The organism is Gammaproteobacteria bacterium, from assembly GCA_019911805.1.
Lineage (GTDB): Bacteria > Pseudomonadota > Gammaproteobacteria > Thiohalobacterales > Thiohalobacteraceae > JAHJQQ01.
Genome location: JAIOJV010000048.1, coordinates 76,078 through 92,996, shown reverse-complemented (window position 1 = coordinate 92,996; position 16,919 = coordinate 76,078). Strand labels below are relative to the sequence as shown.

Sequence of the window (16,919 nt, the reverse complement as noted above, 5' to 3'; positions counted from 1 at the left end):
TGAGAGATAGGAACAACGGTCGTCATGAAAGCAAAAACTCACTTCCGCGAAGTCTTGAACAAGGGTACTGGTTATTACGGTCTGCTGGCACTGCTGGCCGCCGTGGTACTGGTCGGTCTGGGTGCCGCCAACTACATGGAACATCACGGCCATTACGTCACCGGCATGAACAATCAGATCGTCTGGGGTATACCGCACGTCTTTGCGGTATTCCTGATCGTGGCCGCATCGGGGGCACTCAACGTCGCCTCCATCGGCTCCGTGTTCAACAAGAAGGCCTACAAGCCGCTCGCCCGCCTGTCGGGCCTGCTGGCCATCGCCTTGTTGATCGGCGGCCTCGCCGTCCTGGTGCTCGACCTCGGTCGCCCCGATCGCCTGATCGTGGCCATGACCTATTACAACTTCAAATCGATCTTCGCCTGGAACATCTTTCTCTACACCGGCTTCATTGCCATCGTGGCCGTGTACCTGTGGATGATGATGGAGCGCAAGATGAACCGCTTCACCCCGGCCGCCGGCTTCTTTGCCTTTATCTGGCGACTGGCGCTGACCACCGGTACCGGTTCCATCTTCGGCTTCCTGGTCGCCCGCGAGGCCTATGATGCGGCGATCATGGCACCCATGTTCGTGATCATGTCCTTCTCGTTCGGGCTGGCGATCTTTATCCTGGTGCTGATGGCCGCCTTCCGCTGGACCGCGCGACCGCTGGACAACCAGTTGCTGTACCGGCTGAAGAACCTGCTGGGGGTGTTCATTGCGGCAGTTCTGTATTTCGTCATCGCATTCCATATCACCAATCTGTACATTGCCGAGCGCCAGGGGGTGGAGTACTTCCTGCTCGTCGACGGCGGCATCTACACCCAATTGTTCTGGATCGGCCAGATCCTGCTCGGCAGCCTGTTGCCACTGGCTATGATCTATCACCCGACACTCGGCAAGTCCCGCGCCGTCATCGGCTGGGCCAGTGCCCTGGTGATCCTCGGTGGCCTGGTGCAGATGTACGTCATCCTGATCGGCGGGCAGGCCTATCCGCTGACACTGTTCCCGGGCATGGACGTCTCCAGCAGCTTCTACGATGGCGTCGTCAATACCTATACGCCCAGCCTGCCGGAATTCCTGCTCGGCATCGGCGGCGTCGGTATCGCCCTGCTGGCAGTCGCCGTGGGGGTCAAGGTCCTCGCCTTCCTGCCGGAATCCCTGGAAGACCCGGTGGCCTCTGGTCACGACTAGCGACCAGAGGCAAGATACAAGATGCAAGGTACAAGATACAAATAAGGAAGCATTATTTTACTTGTATCTTGTGTCTTAAAACTTGTATCTATTCAAAATGGCCTACCTGCTCGTCTCCGCCGCCCACAAATCCTCCGGCAAGACTACCGTGACGCTCGGTCTGTGCGCGGCCTTTCGCGCCCGGGGCGTACAGGTTCAGCCCTTCAAGAAGGGGCCTGACTACATCGATCCCATGTGGCTGGGACAGGCTTCCGGCGCACCGTGCCACAACCTCGACTTCTACACCATGGAGCCCGACGAGATTCTGGCCACCGTGGGCCATTATGCGGCCCGGGCCGACCTCGCGCTGATCGAGGGCAACAAGGGGTTGTACGACGGCTTGGATCTCGATGGCAGCAACAGCAATGCCGCATTGGCCAAGCTGCTGCAGGCGCCGGTCGTGCTGGTGATCGACGCGCGCGGTATGACGCGTGGGATCGCCCCGCTGATCCTCGGCTATCAGGCCTTCGACCGCGATGTGCGGATCGCCGGCGTGATCCTCAACCAGCTGGGCGGTAGTCGCCACGAATCCAAGCTGCGGGCGGTAATCGAGCACTACACCGATGTCCCCGTGGTCGGTGCCGTCGGCCGCGAGGCGGGTCTCGAGATCGTCGAACGGCATCTGGGGCTGATTCCCAGCAACGAGCATGCAGCGACCGTGGATCGTATCCACCATATCGGCGAGACCATCGGCCGCCAGGTCGACCTGGACCGCATCCGCGCCATCGCCGCGAGCGCCCCGGCACTGCCGACGGAACCGCCCTTCACCCCGTCCGCAACACCCGGACCCAAGGTACGCATCGGTATCGCCCGCGACGAGGCCTTCGGTTTTTATTACCCCGGCGATCTCACCGCGCTCGAGCGCGCGGGTGCCGAACTGGTGCCGATCAACACCTTGCACGACCGCACGCTACCGGCCCTCGACGGCCTGTTCATTGGCGGTGGATTCCCCGAGACCTGCATGGAACGTCTGGCGAAAAACAGCGAGATGCGCGCCGCGATCCGCACCGCCATCGAACAGGGTCTGCCGACGTATGCGGAATGCGGCGGCCTGATGTATCTGGCGCGCAGCCTGCGTTGGAAAGACCGGCAGGCGGACATGGTCGGCGTGATCCCCGGCGATATCGAGATGTACGACCGGCCGCAAGGCCGTGGCTACGTCAAGCTGCAGGAAACAGCTGCCATGCCCTGGCCGGTCGGCACCACTTCGGGAGAGGTTATCGCCGCCCATGAGTTTCACTACTCCGGCCTGACCAACCTCGCGCCCGGCGCCCGCTTCGCCTTCCGGGTACTGCGGGGCACCGGCATCGACGGTGAACACGACGGCCTCATCTACAAAAATCTGCTGGCTTGCTACACCCATCAACGCGACACACGGCGGCACCGCTGGGCCGAACGCTTCGTCGCCCATGTCCGCGCTTCACACGCGCCGGTGACGGCGACCGGCAGCGGCTGAGACCATACCGTCGCTCAACCTACAGGAGCCCTATCGACATGATCACCATCACCCCTGCCGCCGCCCAACAAATCAAGACAGCCGCCAAGCAAGGGCGTTCCGAAGGCATGGCGCTGCGTATCGCTGCTCAGCGTGCACCCGACGGCGCCATCCAGTATGCGATGGGTTTCGACGATTCAGGGCGTACGGACGACATCTCCTTCACCTCCGAGGGCATCGAGCTGACGATCGCACCCACCAGCACCGAACTCCTCGAAGGCATGACGTTGGACTACGTCGAACTCGAGCCAGGCCATTCCGATTTCATCTTCATGAACCCGAACGACCCCCACTATCAGCCACCGCAGGCGGATGACGCCTGATCCGGGCGGCTACGGGGCGCCTCCGGTCGGTCCGCTACATACTGTATTTCCTGTAGCGGCTGTGGGTTATGAGCGGCACCGGCATCGATGGTATAGTGGTGGGCGCAAACCCCGATCGATTCAGCCTCTGCGTGCGGTGCCCATGACCTCGGTTCCCGGAAATAATCCTGCCAACACCTCAGTCGGCCGAGCAGGCGCGCAAGGGCGTGCCGACTGGACCCTATTGCTGCGTCCGGGCCAGCGGAAACAGGGGCACGGACCGCGCTGCAACTGCCTGTGGGTATCGTTGGTCGGGCTTACTGCCGTGCTGGCGGGGTTCGTGATCCTGCCGTTCGTGGGGCTCGCCCACAACGCTACGCACATGATCATCCAGACCCTGCTTGCGGTCCTCGGCAGTGTCTTCCTGCTGGGCCTCTACCGTGTGATCCGTCAGGATCTGCTGACCCCCCTGACGCAGATACGCCATTGGGCACAGGCCCTCCGCAACGGTGAACTCGCAGCGCGCATCCCCCTCTCTGGACGCAGTAACCTGAGTGAATTATCCACTGATATCAATACTATAAGCGATAAATTTCAAGATCTTTCTCTGGATATGGATGGCCAGGTGCGCAAGCAGATCGCGGGCATCAAGCATGAAACCCGCTCCCTGGAGATCCTCTACGACGTCGCCGCCAGCATCAACAATTCACGCGACCTGGACGACCTGCTGACCCGCTTTCTGCATACCCTCAAGGAAGTCGTGCACGCCCGCGCCGCAACCGTGCGGCTACTCACCCACGACCAACAGATGCGCCTGGTCGCCAGTGTCGGCCTCAGCGACGAGGTCGTCGCCCGTGAACAGCTCATGCCTTCGCAGTTGTGCCTGTCCGGCCAGGTTGCCATCGATGGGGTCATTCGTAATGACACCAGCGTCCACGATCATGAACGTCTGACCGGCACGCCGTTCTTTCCCGAGGACGATATCGAGGTGATCACCGTGCCGCTGGAATATCGCGACCGGACGCTCGGGGTATACAACCTCTTCGTCGACCGCGAACACGACTGCGACGACTGCAACGACGAACTCCTCCTCATCAGTATCGGGCGCCACCTCGGCATGGCGATCGAAAAGGCCAGCGTCGATGAAGAGGCCAATCGGCTGACCATTATCGAGGAGCGCACCCGTATCGCCCACGAACTGCATGACTCACTGGCACAGACCCTGGCCAGCCTGCGCTTCCAGGTGCGGGTGCTGGACGAGACCCTGCACCAAGGCGACGAGTCCGCACTGTGGGCAGAGCTCGAGCGCATCGAAAACAGCCTCGACGAGGCCTATACAGAGTTGCGCGGGTTGATCGACCACTTCCGCGCGCCGATCGACCGGCGCGGGCTGCTGCCGGCCATCGAGAAGGTGGTCGAACGCTTCCGCAACGAATCCAATATCCAGATCTTCCTGCAGAAGGAATGGGGTAACCCGGGGTTACCGGAGGATGTCGAGATCCAGGTACTGCGCATCGTCCAGGAGGCACTCTGCAACGTGCGCAAACACAGCCGTGCACATACCGTACGCGTGCTGCTGCGCAACCAGGACGACGGCCAGTTCCACGTGCTGATCGAAGACGACGGCACCGGCATGGAGCCACCCCGCTCTACCGGTGCCCCCGGTGAACATGTCGGCCTGTCCATCATGGAAGAGCGCGCCCGTCGCATCGACGGCAGCATTCACTTCGAAAGCGAACCAGGTGAGGGTACCCGCGTGCAGCTGACCTTCCGCGCGCCGACCAAACCGGCCGCACCCCATGTGACCGAGGTGGCCGCGCCCCTCCCAACGATCGGCGGCATCCCCCGATGAGCCTGCGTATACTGGTCATCGATGATCACACGCTGTTTCGCGTCGGTCTGCAGGGCCTGCTCGCCCACCGCGGCATCAAGGTTGTCGGGGCCGTCGGCGATGGCCAGGAAGGACTTGAACTGGCCGAAAAACTGCGCCCCGACGTGGTCCTGCTCGACATGCGCATGCCCGGCGGCATGGACGGCCTCGGCGTGTTGCGCCAATTGCGCCAGAGCGGTCTCAAGATGGCCATCGCGATGCTCACCACCAGCAGCAACGAACAAGACCTGGTCGAGGCCTTGCGCAGCGGTGCGCAGGGTTATCTGATCAAGGACATGGAGCCTGATGATCTGGTCGTGGCGCTACGTGACATCGTCGCCGGAAAGACCGTGGTCGCACCGGATCTGGCACCGGTATTGGCCAAGGTGGTACAGGGCGAGAGCGTTACTGCCCGCGATCCCAGACCGTTTTCCGATCTCACTCCGCGGGAGAACGAGATCCTCGGCTTGCTCGCCGAAGGCCAGAGCAACAAGGCCATCGCGCGCAACCTGGGTATCTCGGACGGCACCGTCAAACTCCACGTCAAGGCGATTTTGCGCAAGCTCGGCGTGCATTCGCGTGTCGAGGCCGCGGTCATCGCCGTCGAACAGGGCCTGCGTCACAGCCGCGCCGAGGGCGTGCGCAACGCCGATTAGTCTTGCGGAGCTCTACCCGCATGAACCCAAAAATTGTATTTGCCCCGGAAATACACGACAAAACACTCGCAAATTCATATGCTTCGCACACAATCCTCCACGATTTCCACGTACTGCGCCTGGGGTTCACGGCGCTGTTTCATTACGGTTCCCGCGCGTGTTTGTGTGGTTGAAATGAGTTTTTCGGGATGAAGCGCCTGACCGATCTGGTCGCGGAGTGTCTGCCGCATATCCAGGAGTTGTTCCCCTGGGATGTCGATGAGCTGCGCAGCAAGCATTCGGATGTGCTGCTGTTGGACGTACGGGAACCCTACGAGTTCGAGGCGGCCCACATCGGTGGCTCCTTGAATGTACCGCGCGGGATCCTCGAGGCCGCCTGCGAGTACGACTACGAAGATACGGTCCCGGAACTGGTCGCGGCGCGGGCGCGCCCGGTGGTGGTGGTCTGCCGCTCGGGTAACCGCAGCGCGCTGGCCGCCTGGGTCATGCAGCAGCTGGGCTATCAGGATGTCTATTCCCTCAAGACCGGCCTGCGCGGCTGGAACGATTATGAGTTACCGCTGATCCGGGGTAGCGGTGAGCCGTTGGATGTCGACAGCGCCGACGAGTACTTCACCGCCCGGCTGCGCCCCGACCAGATGTCACCCAAGGGATGATCGTCAGACGTAGTGCTTGTGGTGTTTGCGCCGCGTGCCCGCCTTCTGCACGATGACACCCTGGATGGCGCGCATCGTGGAGATCTCCAGCGTCTCGTAATTGGATTTCATCGGCTTGAGATAGAGACGATCTTCCTGTACCAGCAGCTGCCGGAAGATATATTCGTCATCGACCTGGGCAAACACGAAGCTGCCGTTCTGGATCACCCCGGCCGGATCGATCACGATGATACAGCCGGTCTCGAACTCCGGTTCCATACTGTCATCGATCACCTGCAGCGCGAACAGCTCGTCGGAGCTGCAGCCGCTGCCTTCTTCCACACTGAATCGTTCGACGTCCACGGCTGACCTCCCGTCCCGGCACGTGACCGGGTGCTTCGCCATGCAATGATACCGAAAAACCACGTCCGGTCACAAAAACACTGCCCTGCGGACCCCGTATAGTCCCGCATCAACTGGGGTTTCTGCGCTCACCCCTGCTTCTGCGCGGCGCTGCTGAAGGCCGTGCCTTCCATGCGCTCGGTCGGTCGATACCAGCCGAGCTTGTCGTGCAGTGTCACCACCTCGCCGATGATGGTCAGGGTCGGTGCGCGCACACCTGCCTCCGCCACGATGGACGGCAGCGTCGCCACCGTACCGATGTGGACCCGCTGGTTGCGGGTCGTACCCTGCTCGACCAACGCCGCGGGCATGTCCGGGGCCATGCCATGAGCGATCAGCTGACTGCAGATCACCTCGATACCGGTCAGCCCCATGTAGAACACCACGGTCTGACGCGGCTGCACCAGTTGAAGCCAATTCAGATCCAGGCTGTCATCCTTCAGATGCCCCGTGACGAAGGTGCAGGACTGGGCATAGTCACGATGCGTCAGCGGGATACCGGAATAGGCGGCACAGCCGGCCGCCGCGGTGATACCCGGCACCACCTGGAAAGGGATGCCTTGCTGTGCCAGGGTCTCGATTTCCTCGCCGCCACGCCCGAAAATGAACGGGTCGCCGCCCTTCAGGCGGAGCACGCGCTTGCCCTGACGGGCCAGATCCACCAACAGCTGATTGATACCTTCCTGCGGTACCGCGTGGTTATCCTTTTCCTTGCCGACGTAGATACGGTCGGCATCGCGTCGGGCCAGGTCCAGGATCGGCGCCGACACCAGCCGGTCGTATACCAGCACATCGGCCTGCTGCATCAGCCGTACGGCACGGAAGGTCAACAGATCCGGATCACCCGGTCCGGCCCCGACCAGATAGACCTCGCCGACACCGGCATTCGCGCTGCCCCTGACAAGCGCCGCCTCGATACGCGCGCGGGCCTCGGCCTCGCGGCCGGCGAAGACCAGTTCCGCGATGGGTCCTTCCAGCACCTCCTCCCAGAAACGACGGCGGTCGTCCGGATTGTCGAAGCGTTGCTTGGCGGCATCGCGGAACTCCTCGACCATGGCCGCCAGGCGACCGTAAGCCGACGGAATCAGGGTCTCGAGCCGCGCGCGCAGTTGGCGCGCCAGCACCGGTGATGCGCCGCCGGTCGAGACCGCGACCATCACCGGCGAACGATCGAGGATCGAGGGGACGATGAAGCTGCAGAGCTGCGGGTTGTCGACGACGTTTACCGGAATGCCCTGTTCCTGGGCGAGGTGCGATACTTCGGCGTTGACGCCCTCGTCGTCGGTCGCGGTGATGACGAGGCGCATGCCGGCAAGGTCATCGGCCTGGAAACTACGGGCCGTATGGGTGATCTCCCCGGCATCACGCCGTTTGGCGAGCTCCGCTCCCAGGTCGGGGGCGACGACGGTGACTCGTCCACCGGCCCTGAGCAGCAGAGCGGCCTTGCGTGCGGCGACCACACCACCACCGACGACCAGGCAGGGTTGGCCTTGTAGCTTGAAGAAGACTGGCAAGAACTCCATAGGGATCGGCGCCGGTTGCGAACAAACGCGTAGTCAAACATAGCCCCGGGGCGATGAGAATATCCTATGGGTGGTAGAAGTGCTGTTAATCGTACTATTTTTCCCTACCTAACGTAGTGGCCTGGAGATGCGGCCCATCAAGCGCAGATCCGCATCACCCCCGAACACACTGCCACCACCGTCGATCACGCTCAGGCCCAAGCCATACCCATGGAAACGGGTGGAGGCGCCCACACTGACATTGGGCAGGCCGGAGTCGAACCCCGCCATCGGCGTGGAGCCACCGACCTGCTGCCCCAGACGCAGCGAAAAGGCCAGCTTATCGCTGACCACGGGACTCCAGCCGGCCTCGTAGTACATCGCCGTGGTCTCGCCGTCCAGGGTCTCCGGGAGATACCAGAGCTTGCCGTCCAGAGTGCCATAGCTGACCCCCAGAAAGTAATCCCGGTAATCGATGGCTGGCAACTCAGAGACCTGGGCGACCTGAGCGGATGACAGACCGACGTCGATGTTCAAGCCGCTGGCGAAGCGATGTCCGATACCGGCGGCGAGTTCCAGCCGCGGCGGCGCATTGTGCCAGGCCCAGCTCGCCGGAGGGCGTAGCGTCCCCTGCCCCCAGGCACCGTCGGCTGCCTCGGCACCGGCGGCATTCCAGAGGCTCCACCCCGTTGCCGGCGCGGCCGGCTCTGCGCCGCCGGCCGCGCCGGCGGCCACGCAGGACGACAGTACGATGCCACGAACCAATCCACGCAAGATCACAGCAGATGCCTGGGCGTAACGATGAGGGATGCTCATGATGGCTAAACCTCCAACTCCGTGAACCGATCTTGCGGGATCAGAACCCGGACGGGCCTGGGGATAGTCACAATTTACCCCAGTCTTGCCCGAGAATCTGCTCCGGCGTTCACAGAACGCCACGCCGGCCCCCGCGGCGGCGAGTCCGCCCAAGGAGCCTTATCCTACCAAGCTTCTTGCAACAATTTCAAAGGTATCACGAGATAAATTCGACTTATCTCTAAGCCTTTGCAGTACGCCCCGCAGCTGTGCCTGCCGGGTCTCGTCGTAACGGCGCCAGTCGTTGAACACCGTGACCATCCGCGCCGCGACCTGCGGATTGAGTGCATCCAGCCGTTCGATCTGCGCGGCAAGGAAACGGTAGCCGGCACCATCGGCCTGGTGAAACCGGACCGGATTGGCCTGACTGAAGGTGCGCAGCAAGGCATACACCTTGTTGGGGTTCTTCAGCGTGAACGCTGGGTGTGCGGCCAACGCCTGGACCCGGGCGAGGGTATCGCGACGGCGCGACAGGGCCTGTATGGCGAGCCACTTGTCGACCACCAGCGGTTCGTCGCGCCAGCGCGCATAGAAATCGGCCACCGCAGCCTCCGCGACCGCCTCCTCGCGATGGGCGAGTGCGGCCACGGCCGCCAGTGCGTCCGTCATGTTCGCCGCCCCGCGGTACTGTGCGAGGCACAGATCGAGCGCGGCACCATCATCGAGTTCCAGCAGATAGCCCAGACAGAGATTGCGCAGGCTGCGGCGGCCGATCGCGTCGGCGTCGTTGCGATAGGGGCCGGTGTCCGCCAGCCCGTGGTAGAGCGTCTCGAAATCGTTCTGCAAGGCCGTCGCCAGGGCGCGGCGCAGCGCCTGGCGTGCGCTATGCAGCGCATCGGGATCGATCACCGGCAGGAATTCCGCGAGATACACCTCGCTGGGCAGCGCCAGCGCCAGTGCCCGGAAGGCCGGGTCGAGCGCCGGATCACGCAACACCCGTCCGAAGGCCTCGATGACGGTCGGGAGGATGTCCGGCGGTCGCGCGCCATCGCGCGCCAGTGCCAGCAACAGGCGCACGGCGAGTTGCTGGCCGGCCTCCCAGCGACCGAAGGCATCGCCATCGTGCGCCAACAGGAAACCCAATTCCGCCTCCGTATACGCCATGTCCAGCCGCACCGGCGCTGAAAACCCGCGCAGCAGGGAGGGGACGGGTTCGGCGGGAACGTCCTGGAATACAAAGGTCTGCTGTTCCTCGCAGAGCTGCAGGGTGCGGCTGCCCGGGATCCCGGCGGCTTCACCCGGCAGCCGCAGCGGCAGCTCGTGTCCTGCGGCGTCCAGCAGCGCCAGTGTCACCGGGATGTGGAACGGCAGCTTGTGGGGCTGACCCGGGGTGGCCGGACACGACTGTCGCAAAGTCAGTGAACAGGTGCGCGCAGCCGCATCGAAGCGGCGTTCGACCTGCACCACCGGTGTGCCCGCCTGGCTGTACCAGCGCCGGAACTGCTGCAGATCGAGGCCGTTCGCATCCTCGATCGCCTGGACGAAATCATCGGTCGCCACCGCCTGCCCGTCGTGACGCTCGAAATACAGATCCGTGCCGCGCCGGAACCCGTCGGGTCCGACCAGGGTGTGCAGCATGCGCACGATTTCGGCCCCCTTGTTGTAGACGGTGGCGGTGTAGAAATTATTGATCTCGACGTAGGACTCCGGCCGTACCGGATGGGCCATGGGACCGGCATCCTCGCGGAATTGGTGGGTGCGCAGCAGATCGACGTCCTGGATGCGCTTGACGGCGCGCGCCCCCATGTCGGCCGAGAACTCCTGATCCCGGAACACCGTGAAGCCTTCCTTGAGGCTGAGTTGGAACCAGTCCCGGCAGGTGACCCGATTGCCGGACCAGTTATGGAAGTACTCATGCCCGATGACGCCTTCGATGTGCTGATAATCCTGATCCGTCGCCGTATCCGGGCGCGCCAGCACGTATTTGGAGTTGAAGATGTTCAGCCCCTTGTTTTCCATGGCACCCATGTTGAAATCATCGACGGCGACGATCATGTAGCGATCCAGATCGTATTCGCGGCCGTAGACCTCTTCATCCCAGCGCATGGCCCTCTGCAGGGATGCCATGGCGTGCGCACACTGGTCGATGTTGTGCGGCTGCACATAAACGAACAACCGCACCCGGCGTCCGGAGGTCGTGGTGAATTCGTCCTCTATCCAGTCGAGCGTCCCCGCGACCAGCGCGAACAGGTAGCTGGGCTTCGGGAAGGGATCTTCCCAGCGCGCCCAATGCCGGCCACCGTCGAGGTCGCCGCTCGCCACGAGATTGCCGTTCGACAGCAGCACCGGATAGCGCGCCCGATCGGCGACCAGCGTGGTGTCGTAACGCGCCATCACATCCGGCCGGTCGAGGAAATAGGTGATGCGCCGGAAACCCTCGGCCTCGCATTGGGTGCAGAAATTGCCACTGGACTTGTACAACCCCGACAGCGCCGTGTTGTCCTGGGGGCGCAGCAGCGTCACCAGGGTCAATTGGAAGGTATCGGGCACGTCCCGCAGAACGAGCTGGTCGGCCGACACCTCGTAGGCCACAGCGGCGAGGCGCCGGCCATCGAGGTGAACGGATGCAAGTCGGAGGCCGTCGCCCGCCAGCACCAGCGGCTCGGTCGCTGCGGTTGCCGCGGCGCGCACCACCTGGAGTTGCGCCTCCACCCGGGTCTCCTCATCCTCGAGTTCGAAGCGCAGTGATACACGCTCGATCGTGAACGCAGGTGCGTGATAATCGCGCAGATACGTGGCGTCGGGATTGTGTGCGTCCGGCGTGCTGTCCATGATCGATCCTCGAGGCCCTGCGGGGGTGCCGATTATAAACGATCATCGCGGCTGGATAGCATCCTGCCGACCGACCGGTATACTAGGGCCTGTTAACGCTATTCGCACCGCAGCGACGGCGGCCCATAGGCCACGAGCCAAGGCGCGCCGAGCGCAGTGTACTGAACGTACATAAGTGAGGCGCAACACCGGCTCGTGGCCTATGGGCCCCGTCCCTCCGGGTTGCGCCCCAAAAACTGCCAGGCCGCGTTGCTCGTCGTTCATTTGGAATAACCAAACTTCTCTCCTCGCGCCTTGCCTGGCAGCTTTTGGAGCAGCAACGCCGCGGTGCGAATAGCGTTAACAGGCCCTAGCGCCCCTCACACTTTTGGACGAGCATAGCCGTGAGCCTCGAATTCAGCCGCCATCCGGGCGCCCATGAGCGTCATCTGCAGCGTTGTGCCGACAATCCCCTGTTCGATCCCACGCGCCGTCAGGTCATCCAGATCGAGATCACCCAGGCACAGCGCCGCGACAGCACCGACGCCGCCCGGTTCCTGACGGCATTCCGCACCCTCGTACAGCGTGCGGTCGATCTGCAGCCGCAGGAAGACAGCGAAGTTATCCTGAAGCTGAAGGAAGACCTGGAGCAGGCCTACGAGCAATGCTGTGGCCTGGCGGGCGAACGTGGCGACATCAAGGCCGCGTTGCAGAAACTCATTGGCATGGTGATGCAGGCCGTGTGGCGCGGTGCAGAGAATGATCTCGTTGCGCAGGCCAACCTGCGCGAAGAGGAGACTGCACGCCGTCTCCACTTCGAACTCCTCGAGGAGCCCCTGGTGGCCGACCTGATCCGCCCGGATTCACCGATTGCCCAAGACGAACTCGCCGCCACCCTGCTGAGCGAATCGGAGACGGCCGTCGCCGCCGCCCTCACCCTCTTCGATGCCGACCAGCTGACCCTCCTGTGCACGGATGCCGCGCGCGCAGTGCGCGGGGTACCGGTGGACTCGCCCTGGGCCGGCCGCGCACAGGCGCGCCTGCGCCAGCTGGAGACACAGCTGCGCACACTGCAGTCCGGTCCGGGATCCGACACCGCCTGACGAGCTTGCGTACACCAGGCAATTGGGCTAACGTCCAGTGCTTCTCCCAGGGCGATGCCCTGCGGTGAGGGCACGGGGAATACGACACACAGGGACGAAGCGGAGGATCGCTTCCAGTGCTTGACCGACCACCCTTATGAACGAACCACTCCGCGCCCCTCACCGTCACCGCGCGAGCGACCGCCAGTCCGTCGCCGACCGTCGTACCCGCCCCGACCGCCGCATCGATCCGCATGGCACTATCCGCCAGCTGCGCTTCCCGAGCTGGCCGGAGCAGCTGGTACAATTCCTCACCCGCTATCTGTTCGTCGCGCTGGGCGTGCTGTTCTTCAACTTCACCAGTGGCGGCGCGCCGACCTGGATGGACGCGCCGCAACTCAATACTGCCTACGCACTGTATTTCATCAGCAATACCGTCCTGTTCTGGCATGCCAGCCGCGAGCGCGTCTGTCCCACGCGCTACCGCATTGCCATGTGGATCGACATTGCCATCACGTCGGTATCCGTCCTGAACGATCCCTACCCGATCCCACCCTCGTTGCTGGTCTTCATCATGGTGGTCCTGGGCAACGGCATGCGCTATGGCATGGGGTTCTTCCGTGAGGCCCTGATCGGTTGTTTCGCTGCCGCCATGCTGGTATTGAGCCTGCGCTACGCCGCTGGCGGCGATACGATCTCATCCGGTCTGGTGTTCCTGAATCTCTTCGGCGGCATTATCCTTGTCTATGCATATATTCTGATGGGCCGGATCGAGCTGTCGCGCGCCCAACTGGAACACCGCAGCCGCATAGACACCCTCACCGGCTTGATGAACCGGCATGGGCTGCTGGAAACCACCGACCAGCTGTTCGACGATCTGAACCGCGACCGTGGTCAGTTGGTGGTGATGTTCGCCGACCTGGATAAGTTCAAGCGCATCAACGACACCCATGGCCACGCCGCCGGCGACGCCGTACTGCAGCGTTTCTCCACCATCCTGCGGCAGTCGATCCGCAACAGCGATGTCGCAGCGCGCCTCGGTGGCGATGAATTCGTCCTGATACTCACCGATACCACGCTCGAGCAGGCCGAACGTGTGGCGCAGCGCATCCAGGAGCAGGTCGCCGTCTGCGCCCGGATCAACAATCTGGAATACAGCGTGACCATCGGTCTCGGGGAGGCGCCCCAGCACGGTACCTCGCTGTCCGATGTCCTGGCGCGCGTCGACCGTGCCCTCTATCAGGCCAAGGCGCAGGCCTGCGGCGGCATCATGCGCTGTGGTTCCGGCGCAGCCTGACTACGGCCATGCCCGCCAGGACCGCCGCCCCCGCAGAACTGCTGATCCTGCGTCATGCGAAATCGGACTGGACGTCGGGCAGCGACGATTTCGACCGCCCGCTGAATACGCGCGGCCATCGCGACGCGCCGCGGATAGGCACCTGGCTGGCCGCCCGTGGCCTCATCCCGGACCGCGTGCTGAGCTCTCCCGCCCGGCGCGCGCGCCAGACGGTCGAGGCCGTCTGTACGACCCTGAAGATCCCCGCAGAACGCGTCGTCTGGGACGAGCGGCTCTATCTGGCCCCGCTCCCACGTCTGCTCGACCTCCTGGCGGACACCCCGGCCGAAACCCAACGACTGTTGCTGGTCGGCCACAATCCCGGGCTCGAAGATCTGCTCATCCACCTCGCCCGCGACCCCCGGCCGGCGGGCACCGATGACAAACATCTGCCCACCGCCGGCCTCGCACACCTGCGCCTGAGCAGCTGGCGGCCACTGCAGGGAGGCGCGGCTGAACTGGTGCAGCGGATTCGCCCCCGCGACTTGCAGGCAGACTGATACCCACGTGGGGTACCGATTACCGGCGAGACTCTGGATTCCGGTGCCGTTGCGGCCTAGCGCAGGCGTGGCCGGTGTGGACGCCGCCGCCCCGGCGCCGGGAACCTTCTGCGCGGGAGAGGACTCTAATGCAAGGTTCTGATTACGCTTGGAGATCGGGCAGGTGGCTGCGGGCGCCGGCGGTATACGACGGCCTTGACGAGCCCCCGTCGGCAGCATGTTGCGCGAGGTGAGAGACCATGACATCGAAGACAAAGACCCTCGAACGGATCCAGAGCGCGTACCAGGACATCGCGATCCTGCGCCACCCCGTCTACGGAAACCAGCTCCACATCGATGGTGATCTGCAGATTTCCGCCAGCGACCATGCCTACAACACCGCCATGACGGCGCCGTTGATCGCGGCCAGGGACTGTCGCCGCGTCGCCATCCTGGGAGGCGGCGACGGCGGCGTACTCAATGAACTGCTGCGTGCAGCCGCGGCGACCGGGCTCGCCCTCGAGCGCGTTACGCTGATCGACATCGATCCGGCCGTGGTCCGTCTGGCACGCCGTTATCTGGGAGGGATATCCGGAGACGCCTTCGACCATCCCCGGGCCGAGATCCTCAGCGGCGATGCCTTCGCGTACATCCGGGACGCACGCGCGCTGGATGCGGTCGTCTACGATCTCACCATGGACCCGGTGCGCGAGGATCAGTCACGCGACGCCTTCATCGCCGAGATCGTCGGACAGATGGCCACGGCACTGCGACCGGGCGGCGTATTGTCGATGCAGGCCGGTGGTATACACGATGGTGAACTCATCGGGAAGATCCACCGCGCCGTGGAACGCAGCTTCAGCGATGTGCTCGAGCAGAAGGTGCTGGTGCCCTCCTTCGGGGAACTCTGGACCTTCATCGCTGCGCGCAAGCCGCTACGCGCACAATAGCGGTCGCAGCCGCAGGCCGGGGCAGGTGTGGCCCCTCGTGTCTTATAGCGGCCGGATCGTTTCCATTGCGTTCATATACGGCCGCAGCACGTCCGGCACCATCACCGACCCATCCGCCTGCTGGTAGTTCTCCAGGATCGCGACCAGCGTGCGGCCGACAGCCAGGCCAGAGCCGTTCAGGGTATGCAGCAGCTCCGGCTTGCCGGTCTCGGGATTGCGCCAGCGCGCCTGCATGCGGCGGGCCTGGAAATCCTCGAAGTTGCTGCACGAGGAAATCTCGCGATACTTCTGCTGGCCCGGCAGCCAGACTTCCAGATCGTACGTCTTGGCGGCGGCAAAACCCAGGTCGCCGGTACACAGGACCATGACGCGATAGGGCAGACCGAGCCTCTGCAGGATCGCCTCGGCGTGACCGGTCAGCGCCTCCAGCGCCGGGTAGGAGTCCTGGGGACGGACGGCCTGTACCAGTTCGACCTTCTCGAATTGATGCTGGCGGATCATGCCGCGTGTGTCCTTGCCGTAGGAACCCGCCTCGGAGCGGAAGCACGGCGTGTGACAGACATAGCGGCGCGGCATGTAGTCGGCTTCGACGATGACGTCGCGCAGGATGTTGGTCACCGGGACTTCGGCGGTGGGGATCAGGTAGTAGGCCTGCTCACCCTTGAGCGCAAACAGATCGGCCTCGAACTTCGGCAGCTGTCCCGTGCCGCGCAGGCTGTCGGCATTGACCAGGTAGGGAACATAGGTCTCGGTGTAGCCGTGCTGCGTGCTGTGGGTGTCGAGCATGAACTGGATGAGCGCGCGGTGCAGGCGCGCCAGTCCGCCGCTCAGCAGCGCGAAACGGGTGCCGGTGATCTTGGTAGCGGTCTCGAAATCCAGCTGCCCCAGGCCGGCGCCGAGTTCGACGTGATCCTGCGGTTCGAAATCGAACACCCGCGGCTCGCCCCAGCGGCGCACCTCCTGATTGTCCGCCTCATCCGTGCCGTCGGGCACCGAACCATGGGGGATGTTCGGGGTCGCCAGCAGCACGGCATCGAGATCGGCCTGCAGCCGGTCCAACCGCCCTTTGGCGGTATCGAGTTCCACGCCGAGCCCGGCGACCTGCTCCAGCAAGGGTGCCACGTCTTCCCCCCTGGCCTTGGCCTGACCGATGGTCTTGGAGCGGCTGTTGCGCTCTGCCTGCAGCTCCTGTGTGCGCACCTGGATGACCTTGCGCTCGTCCTCCAACGCGCGGATACGCGCGACATCCAGCGTATGGCCGCGCCTTGCCAATTGCGCCGCGACGTGTTCGAGCTCGGTACGTAAACGTTTCGGGTCCAGCATGGTAGGTATTCC

At 63.7% G+C, this 16,919-nt stretch carries 15 protein-coding genes; 10 read left to right on the top strand and 5 right to left on the bottom strand.

Annotated elements, in window-relative coordinates; genetic code table 11:
* Positions 1-24 precede the first annotated feature (24 nt).
* The 6 genes from nrfD (at position 25) to K8I04_04890 (ending at position 6,248) form a co-directional block, all read left to right on the top strand.
* Entirely contained in the window at positions 25-1,230 is a 1,206-nt protein-coding gene (gene nrfD / locus K8I04_04915; GenBank protein MBZ0071050.1) for a polysulfide reductase NrfD, read from the top strand.
* A 97-nt stretch (positions 1,231-1,327) separates the two neighbouring features.
* Positions 1,328-2,725: a hydrogenobyrinic acid a,c-diamide synthase (glutamine-hydrolyzing) gene (cobB, locus tag K8I04_04910; protein ID MBZ0071049.1), complete on the top strand. Its 1,398-nt coding sequence runs from the start codon at positions 1,328-1,330 to the stop codon at positions 2,723-2,725.
* A gap of 38 nt (positions 2,726-2,763) precedes the next feature.
* Positions 2,764-3,087, top strand: coding sequence for an iron-sulfur cluster assembly accessory protein (locus K8I04_04905; GenBank protein ID MBZ0071048.1), 324 nt, complete (start codon positions 2,764-2,766; stop codon positions 3,085-3,087).
* 223 nt (positions 3,088-3,310) lie between these two features.
* Positions 3,311-4,918, top strand: a complete 1,608-nt coding sequence (locus K8I04_04900; protein ID MBZ0071047.1) for a GAF domain-containing protein — start codon at positions 3,311-3,313, stop codon at positions 4,916-4,918.
* Positions 4,915-5,592 carry a response regulator gene (locus K8I04_04895; GenBank protein MBZ0071046.1) on the top strand — a complete coding sequence of 226 codons (678 nt, stop codon included), beginning with the start codon at positions 4,915-4,917 and terminating at the stop codon, positions 5,590-5,592. Before K8I04_04900 ends, K8I04_04895 begins: the two co-directional genes overlap by 4 nt.
* A gap of 188 nt (positions 5,593-5,780) precedes the next feature.
* Positions 5,781-6,248 (top strand): rhodanese-like domain-containing protein, encoded by a 468-nt coding sequence (locus tag K8I04_04890; GenBank protein MBZ0071045.1) that lies wholly within the window; start codon positions 5,781-5,783, stop codon positions 6,246-6,248.
* A gap of 3 nt (positions 6,249-6,251) precedes the next feature.
* Here K8I04_04890 and K8I04_04885 read toward each other — a convergent pair whose 3' ends face one another.
* The 4 genes from K8I04_04885 to pepN all read right to left on the bottom strand — a co-directional run bounded on the left by K8I04_04885 (position 6,252) and on the right by pepN (position 11,758).
* Positions 6,252-6,632, bottom strand: a complete 381-nt coding sequence (locus K8I04_04885; GenBank protein MBZ0071044.1) for a S24 family peptidase — start codon at positions 6,630-6,632, stop codon at positions 6,252-6,254.
* A gap of 86 nt (positions 6,633-6,718) precedes the next feature.
* Positions 6,719-8,152: a siroheme synthase CysG gene (cysG, locus tag K8I04_04880; protein ID MBZ0071043.1), complete on the bottom strand. Its 1,434-nt coding sequence runs from the start codon at positions 8,150-8,152 to the stop codon at positions 6,719-6,721.
* Between the two features lie 108 nt (positions 8,153-8,260).
* A complete protein-coding gene (locus tag K8I04_04875) occupies positions 8,261-8,947 on the bottom strand; it encodes a hypothetical protein (GenBank protein ID MBZ0071042.1) in 687 nt (228 codons plus the stop codon).
* A gap of 159 nt (positions 8,948-9,106) precedes the next feature.
* Positions 9,107-11,758, bottom strand: coding sequence for an aminopeptidase N (pepN, locus tag K8I04_04870; GenBank protein MBZ0071041.1), 2,652 nt, complete (start codon positions 11,756-11,758; stop codon positions 9,107-9,109).
* Between the two features lie 383 nt (positions 11,759-12,141).
* Between pepN and K8I04_04865 the strand changes: the two genes are divergently transcribed.
* From K8I04_04865 to K8I04_04850, 4 genes are all read left to right on the top strand, one after another.
* Positions 12,142-12,840, top strand: coding sequence for a hypothetical protein (locus tag K8I04_04865; protein ID MBZ0071040.1), 699 nt, complete (start codon positions 12,142-12,144; stop codon positions 12,838-12,840).
* Between the two features lie 136 nt (positions 12,841-12,976).
* Complete coding sequence (locus K8I04_04860; protein ID MBZ0071039.1) at positions 12,977-14,116, top strand: GGDEF domain-containing protein; 1,140 nt, start codon at positions 12,977-12,979, stop codon at positions 14,114-14,116.
* Positions 14,117-14,124: 8 nt separating this feature from the next.
* Complete coding sequence (locus K8I04_04855; protein ID MBZ0071038.1) at positions 14,125-14,655, top strand: histidine phosphatase family protein; 531 nt, start codon at positions 14,125-14,127, stop codon at positions 14,653-14,655.
* Positions 14,656-14,894: 239 nt separating this feature from the next.
* A complete protein-coding gene (locus K8I04_04850) occupies positions 14,895-15,584 on the top strand; it encodes a spermine synthase (GenBank protein MBZ0071037.1) in 690 nt (229 codons plus the stop codon).
* A gap of 42 nt (positions 15,585-15,626) precedes the next feature.
* Here the strand turns inward: K8I04_04850 and serS are convergent, their stop codons facing one another.
* The gene (gene serS / locus K8I04_04845) at positions 15,627-16,907 is read right to left on the bottom strand and encodes a serine--tRNA ligase (GenBank protein ID MBZ0071036.1); all 1,281 of its coding nucleotides are present in this window, start codon (positions 16,905-16,907) and stop codon (positions 15,627-15,629) included.
* Positions 16,908-16,919 lie beyond the last annotated feature (12 nt).

Bases quoted from the DNA above. Each gene is read 5' to 3' on its own strand.
- K8I04_04860 (MBZ0071039.1), top strand. From the start codon at position 12,977: ATGAACGAACCACTCCGCGCCCCTCACCGTCACCGCGCGAGCGACCGC.
- K8I04_04855 (MBZ0071038.1), top strand. From the start codon at position 14,125: ATGCCCGCCAGGACCGCCGCCCCCGCAGAACTGCTGATCCTGCGTCAT.
- K8I04_04850 (MBZ0071037.1), top strand. From the start codon at position 14,895: ATGACATCGAAGACAAAGACCCTCGAACGGATCCAGAGCGCGTACCAG.
- cobB (MBZ0071049.1), top strand. From the start codon at position 1,328: ATGGCCTACCTGCTCGTCTCCGCCGCCCACAAATCCTCCGGCAAGACT.
- serS (MBZ0071036.1), bottom strand. From the start codon at position 16,907: ATGCTGGACCCGAAACGTTTACGTACCGAGCTCGAACACGTCGCGGCG.
- cysG (MBZ0071043.1), bottom strand. From the start codon at position 8,152: ATGGAGTTCTTGCCAGTCTTCTTCAAGCTACAAGGCCAACCCTGCCTG.
- K8I04_04890 (MBZ0071045.1), top strand. From the start codon at position 5,781: ATGAAGCGCCTGACCGATCTGGTCGCGGAGTGTCTGCCGCATATCCAG.
- K8I04_04905 (MBZ0071048.1), top strand. From the start codon at position 2,764: ATGATCACCATCACCCCTGCCGCCGCCCAACAAATCAAGACAGCCGCC.
- pepN (MBZ0071041.1), bottom strand. From the start codon at position 11,758: ATGGACAGCACGCCGGACGCACACAATCCCGACGCCACGTATCTGCGC.
- K8I04_04895 (MBZ0071046.1), top strand. From the start codon at position 4,915: ATGAGCCTGCGTATACTGGTCATCGATGATCACACGCTGTTTCGCGTC.
- K8I04_04885 (MBZ0071044.1), bottom strand. From the start codon at position 6,632: ATGGCGAAGCACCCGGTCACGTGCCGGGACGGGAGGTCAGCCGTGGAC.
- K8I04_04875 (MBZ0071042.1), bottom strand. From the start codon at position 8,947: ATGAGCATCCCTCATCGTTACGCCCAGGCATCTGCTGTGATCTTGCGT.
- nrfD (MBZ0071050.1), top strand. From the start codon at position 25: ATGAAAGCAAAAACTCACTTCCGCGAAGTCTTGAACAAGGGTACTGGT.